The sequence below is a fragment of the Pseudomonas sp. BF-R-01 genome, from assembly GCF_019946615.1.
In the GTDB taxonomy this organism is placed as follows: Bacteria; Pseudomonadota; Gammaproteobacteria; order Pseudomonadales; family Pseudomonadaceae; genus Aquipseudomonas; species Aquipseudomonas migulae.
Map to the genome: position 1 here is coordinate 1 of NZ_JAGYFX010000180.1, position 5,996 is coordinate 5,996.

The 5,996-nt window shown below is 60.4% G+C and carries 5 protein-coding genes; 1 reads left to right on the forward strand and 4 read right to left on the reverse strand.

What is annotated here, in order from left to right; all coding sequences use genetic code 11:
• Positions 1-678 (reverse strand): TPM domain-containing protein (locus KGB27_RS30620; RefSeq protein WP_223557346.1); only part of this gene is annotated, 678 nt, incomplete at its 3' end.
• Positions 679-712: 34 nt separating this feature from the next.
• Positions 713-1,321 (reverse strand): LemA family protein, encoded by a 609-nt coding sequence (locus KGB27_RS30625; RefSeq protein WP_008025694.1) that lies wholly within the window; start codon positions 1,319-1,321, stop codon positions 713-715.
• Between the two features lie 239 nt (positions 1,322-1,560).
• Between KGB27_RS30625 and bglX the strand changes: the two genes are divergently transcribed.
• Complete coding sequence (bglX, locus tag KGB27_RS30630) at positions 1,561-3,852, forward strand: beta-glucosidase BglX (RefSeq protein ID WP_223436432.1); 2,292 nt, start codon at positions 1,561-1,563, stop codon at positions 3,850-3,852.
• Between the two features lie 206 nt (positions 3,853-4,058).
• Here bglX and KGB27_RS30635 read toward each other — a convergent pair whose 3' ends face one another.
• On the reverse strand, positions 4,059-5,216 hold the full coding sequence (locus KGB27_RS30635; RefSeq protein WP_223416332.1) for a phospholipase D-like domain-containing protein: 1,158 nt from the start codon (positions 5,214-5,216) through the stop codon (positions 4,059-4,061).
• A gap of 1 nt (position 5,217) precedes the next feature.
• Positions 5,218-5,808 carry a YceI family protein gene (locus tag KGB27_RS30640; protein WP_223557347.1) on the reverse strand — a complete coding sequence of 197 codons (591 nt, stop codon included), beginning with the start codon at positions 5,806-5,808 and terminating at the stop codon, positions 5,218-5,220.
• Positions 5,809-5,996: the final 188 nt, after the last annotated feature.

The window sequence follows — 5,996 nt, forward strand, 5'->3', positions numbered from 1 at the left end:
AAAACCACCACCGCCGAAACCACCACTCGAACCACCCGACCCGCCTCGGCCCGCCGGCAGAATCCCGAACATCTGCAAGACGAATATCGTCAGGATGAACAGCACCACCAGAAACACGAAAATCCCCGGGTGCCGGGAAACAAAATCACCGTCCTGATCGCCGCCCGACTCATAAATAGTCGACGGTTCATCCAGCGGGCTACCGCCCAACACCACCAGCATCGCCGCGACCCCGTCGCTGATGCCCTTGCTGAAGTTACCGGCCTTGAACGCCGGGGTGATCACCTGATGGATGATCACCGAACTCTGCGCATCGGTCAGGCGATCTTCCAGGCCATAACCGACTTCGATCCGCAGCTTGCGCTCATCACGGGCGACGATCAGCAGCGCGCCATTGTTCTTGTCCTTCTGGCCGATGCCCCAATGGCGCCCGAGTTGGAAACCGAAGTCGGCAATCTCGGCGCCCTGCAAGTCCGGCAACGTCACCACCACCAACTGCTCGCCGGTGGCCTTTTCATGGGCATTGAGCTGTTGCGTCAGCTGCTCGCGCACCGACGGCTCGATCATCCCGGCGTTGTCCACCACCCGCCCGGTCAGCTCCGGAAACTTCAGCTCGGCCTGGGCCGTGGCAGCAAACACCCAAAGCAACAGCGCCAGGCCCACATTCAACACGCGCATTGGCAACCTCATCCGTGGTAATGCTTCTAGCCGGTCAGAACTTCACTTCAGGCGCTTTCTCGGCACCGGGGGTGGTGGCTTCAAAGGTTTCGCGGATCGGCAAGTCGCTGTACATCACGGTGTGCCACAAGCGTCCCGGGAAAGTGCGGATTTCGGTGTTGTAGTTCTGCACCGCGAGAATGAAATCCCGACGCGCCACGGCGATGCGATTCTCGGTGCCTTCCAGTTGCGATTGCAACGCCAGGAAATTCTGGTTGGCCTTGAGGTCCGGGTAACGCTCGGACACCACCATCAAACGGCTCAAGGCACCGGTCAACTGATCCTGCGCCTGCTGGAACTGCTTGAGTTTCTCGGGGTTGTCGAGGGTGCTGGCATCCACCTGAATGGACGTCGCCTTGGCCCGGGCTTCAATCACCGCAGTCAGGGTTTCCTCTTCGTGTTTCGCATAGCCCTTGACGGTTTCCACCAGGTTGGGGATCAGGTCGGCGCGGCGCTGGTACTGGTTCTGCACCTGGCCCCAGGCGGCCTTGGCCTGTTCGTCGAGGGTCGGAATATTGTTGATGCCGCAACCGGCCAGCAACGTGGTCAGCAACATCAAGGCTGCGACCTGCAGGCTCGACCGAGTGTGATGTCGTACATTCATCTGGTTGACGCTCCCGTGCACATTCCGTTGAAAAAACAACCAGCAACCTCCTGACCGGACACTTCGGGCATAATCTGCCGCCGCTACTGGATTGCATCGAGCCAATGGGCTAAAAGATGCCCCTGCGCGAAAACACTGCGCAAGTGTGCCCGCATTTACTTGAACAACAATAGTCGCTCCCTAAATTTTGGCTGACCGGCGCGTATTTACTGCCGTTTGGGCTTTTGAGAAAACCATTCATGAAGAAGCTGTGTTTGCTGGGCCTGTTCGTCAGCCTGGCCAGTCATAACGTATTGGCCGCCACGACGCCCACACCTCTGGAAAACAAGGACGCTTTCATCAGCAACCTGATGAAGCAGATGACCCTCGATGAAAAAATCGGCCAGTTGCGCCTGATCAGCATCGGCCCGGAAATGCCTCGGGAGCTGATCCGCAAGGAAATTGCCGCCGGTAACATCGGCGGTACGTTCAACTCGATCACCCGCCCGGAAAACCGTCCGATGCAGGACGCGGCGATGCGCAGCCGGTTGAAGATCCCGATGTTCTTCGCCTACGACGTGATCCACGGCCACCGCACGATTTTCCCGATCCCTATCGCCTTGGCCTCGAGCTGGGACATGGACGCCATTGGCCTGTCCGGGCGCATCGCCGCCAAGGAAGCTTCGTCGGACGGCGTCGACCTCACTTTTGCGCCGATGGTCGACATCTCCCGCGACCCGCGCTGGGGCCGTACTTCCGAAGGTTTCGGTGAAGACACCTATCTGGTGTCGCGCATCGCCGGCGTGATGGTCAAGGCATTCCAGGGCGCCGGCGCGAACGCGGCCGACAGCATTATGGCCAGCGTCAAGCACTTCGCCTTGTATGGCGCGGTCGAGGGCGGTCGCGACTACAACGTCGTCGACATGAGCCCGGTCAAGATGTACCAGGATTACCTGCCACCGTACCGCGCCGCGATTGACGCCGGTGCTGGTGGGGTCATGGTCGCGTTGAACTCGATCAACGGCATACCGGCCACCGCCAACACCTGGCTGATGAACGACCTGTTGCGCAAGGAATGGGGCTTCAAAGGCCTGGCGGTCAGCGACCACGGGGCGATTTTCGAGCTGATCAAGCACGGCGTTGCCGCTGATGGCCGCGAAGCCGCGAAGCTGGCGATCAAGGCCGGCATTCATATGAGCATGAACGACACGCTCTACGGCAAGGAGCTGCCAGGGCTGCTCAAGGCCGGCGAGATCCAGCAGAGCGACATCGATAATGCCGTGCGCGCAGTGCTCGATGCCAAGTACGACATGGGCCTGTTCAAGGACCCGTACCTGCGCATCGGCAAGGCTGAAGATGATCCGGTCGACACTAACGCCGACAGCCGCCTGCACCGCGCCGAGGCGCGCGACGTTGCGCGCCGCAGCCTGGTGTTGCTGAAGAACCAGGGCGAAACTCTGCCGCTGAAGAAAACCGCGAAAATCATGCTGGTCGGTCCGTTGGCCAAGGCACCGATCGACATGATGGGCAGTTGGGCCGCCAACGGTCGCCCTGCGCAATCGGTGACACTGTTCGACGGTATGACCACCGCACTCGGTGCGCAGTCGACGCTGATCTACGCCCGTGGCGCCAACATCACCAGCGACAAGAAGGCGCTGGATTACCTGAACTTCCTCAACTTCGACGCACCGGAAGTGGTAGATGACCCGCGCTCGGCGCAAGTGCTGATCGACGAAGCGGTGAAAGCCGCCAAGGATGCCGATGTGGTGGTGGCAGCCGTGGGCGAATCCCGTGGCATGTCCCACGAGTCCTCCAGCCGTACCGACCTGAATATTCCGGAAAACCAGCGTGAACTGATTCGCGCCTTGAAGGCCACCGGAAAACCACTGGTGCTGGTGTTGATGAACGGACGTCCGCTGTCGATTCTCCAGGAGAAGGAACAGGCTGACGCGATTCTGGAAACCTGGTTCAGCGGCACTGAAGGCGGCAACGCCATCGCCGACGTGCTGTTCGGCGACTACAACCCGTCGGGCAAACTGCCGATCACCTTCCCGCGTTCGGTGGGCCAGATTCCGACCTACTACAACCACCTGAGCATTGGCCGGCCGTTCACGCCGGGCAAACCAGGCAACTACACCTCGCAGTATTTCGATGACACCACCGGCCCCCTGTTTCCGTTCGGCTTCGGTCTGAGCTACACCGATTTCAGCCTGACCGACATGGCCCTGTCATCGACCACGCTGAACAAGACCGGCAAGCTCGACGCCAGCGTCATGGTGAAAAACACCGGCAAGCGCGACGGCGAAACCGTGGTGCAGTTGTACATCCAGGACGTGACCGGCTCGATGATCCGGCCACTGAAGGAACTGAAGAACTTCCAGAAAATCACGCTCAAGGCCGGTGAGCAGAAAGTCGTGCACTTCACCATCACCGAGGATGACCTGAAGTTCTTCAACGCTCAGTTGAAGTACGCAGCAGAGCCAGGCAAGTTCAACGTGCAGATCGGCCTGGATTCCCAGGACGTGACGCAGCAGAGCTTCGAACTCCTGTAACCCCCGATCTCCTGTAGGAGCCGGCTTGCTGGCTCCTACAAGGGATGGGTCGACAAAAAAATCACGATCCAACCTCTATTCCCTGTGGGAGCGAGCCTGCTCGCGATGGCGGCCTGACAGTCAACTGAGATGTTGAATGTTAGGGCCTCATCGCCGGCAAGCCGGTCTCGCTCCCACAGTGGTTTGTGGTGTTCAAAAAACCGGGATCAGCCTCTACGATCCAGCAGATTCACCACCAGCCGATCCACCCATCCCCAGATCCTCTGCTTCACCCGCCGCCACAGCGGCCGGCGTTGCCAGGCCTCCAGGCTGACTTCCTGGCTCAGCGCAAAGTCATTCTCGAAACTCGCCGCCACCGCACGTGTCAGCCCCGGGTCCAGCGCTTCAAGGTTGGCTTCCAGGTTGAATCGCAAATTCCAGTGATCGAAATTACACGAGCCAATGCTCACCCAATCATCGACCAGCACCATTTTCAGGTGCAGGAAACACGGCTGGTATTCGAAGATCTGCACCCCGGCCTTGAGTAATCGCGGGTAGTAACGATGCCCGGCATAACGCACCGACGGGTGATCGGTGCGCGGACCGGTCAACAACAGACGCACATCAACGCCTCGAGCTGCCGCCCGGCGCAACGAGCGGCGGACTTTCCAGGTCGGCAGGAAATACGGCGTGGCCAGCCAGATTCGCTTTTGCCCGCTGTTCAGCGCACGAACCAGCGATTGCAGGATGTCGCGGTGCTGGCGGGCGTCGGCATACGCGACCCGGCCCATGCCCTCGCCCATTGGCGGCACGCGGGGCAATCGCGGCAAACCGAAATGCGAGGCAGGTTTCCACGCGCGGCGATGGCGGTTGGCGATCCATTGGCGATCGAACAACAACTGCCAGTCGATGACCAGAGGACCGGTGATTTCCACCATCACTTCGTGCCATTCGCTGGCGTCTTCGCCCGGCGTCCAGAACTCATCGGTGACACCGGTGCCGCCGACCACGGCCATGCTCTGATCGACCAGCAACAGCTTGCGATGATCGCGGTAGAAATTGCCGACCCAGCGTCGCCAGCTCAGGCGGTTGTAGAAGCGCAGCTCTACGCCGGCCGCCATCAGCCGCTGACGCAGGGTCAGGGTAAACGCGAGGCTGCCGTAATCATCGAACAGGCAGCGCACCCGCACGCCGCGCTCGGCGGCCTGGACCAGTGCCTGAACCATGGCCTCGGCACAGGCACCCGCCTCCACCAGGTACAGCTCCAGTTCGACTTGTTCCTCGGCGCGCGCAATCGCGACCAACATCCGCGGAAAAAACTGCGGACCGTCAATCAGCAGTTCGAAGCTGTTGCCTTCACGCCAGGGAAAAATCGCGCCGGCCATGTCAGCGCGCCGTGAAAATCAGCACCGCACCCACCGGCACCGACAGACTGATGGCCGACAACCCGGCGACCTTGCGCAAGCTGTCCAGCCCCGGCGCCAGATCAAAATCCTCGGCGTTGATCACCAGCGGTTCAAGCGTCACCACCTGAAAGCGCCGGTCATCGAGGCGAGTCGCCAACAGCTCGGCGTTGTACTCACGGGTTTTGCCGTGGAGGTTGACGGTGACCGGCAAGCGCAGTTCGAGTTGCGCACCGGGGGCGAGGTCGTTGATCGGGCGCAAATCAATCTGCGCAGTGATCAACGCTTCGGGAAAGGCCTGGATCTCGAACAGCTCCTTGCGCATGCGTTCGTCGCGCAAGGGGATGCCGCTGTTCACCGAATCCAGCTCGACTTCCACCTCGGCCAGTCCCTTGGGACTGACCTTGCCGTGCAGCACCAGGAAGCGCTGCACTTCGGAAACATTGGCGTTTTTGGTGCTGACAAATGACAGCCGCGAGGATTCGCCGTCCAGGTACCAATTGGCCTGAGCCGACAAAGTAGCGCTGGCCAGCAGCACAAAGGCGAGGGTTTTGGTGAGGGACCGCTTGAACATAAAGACTCGTGGGGCAGATAAACCTGAACGAACCTTAACCGTCCGCGAGCGCATTGCAAACCGCGAAGATTGAAGACCACCCTTGTAGGAGCCGGCTTGCCGGCGATGGCGTTCCTGAGATCGCTATCGCCAGCAAGCCGGCTCCTACAGGTTTGGCGTGAACCTTCAATTCTCGAGCACACCGCAAA

Coding starts and splice junctions, on each gene's coding strand:
- KGB27_RS30625 (WP_008025694.1), bottom strand. CDS start 1,321: ATGAATGTACGACATCACACTCGGTCGAGCCTGCAGGTCGCAGCCTTG.
- bglX (WP_223436432.1), top strand. CDS start 1,561: ATGAAGAAGCTGTGTTTGCTGGGCCTGTTCGTCAGCCTGGCCAGTCAT.
- KGB27_RS30635 (WP_223416332.1), bottom strand. CDS start 5,216: ATGGCCGGCGCGATTTTTCCCTGGCGTGAAGGCAACAGCTTCGAACTG.
- KGB27_RS30640 (WP_223557347.1), bottom strand. CDS start 5,808: ATGTTCAAGCGGTCCCTCACCAAAACCCTCGCCTTTGTGCTGCTGGCC.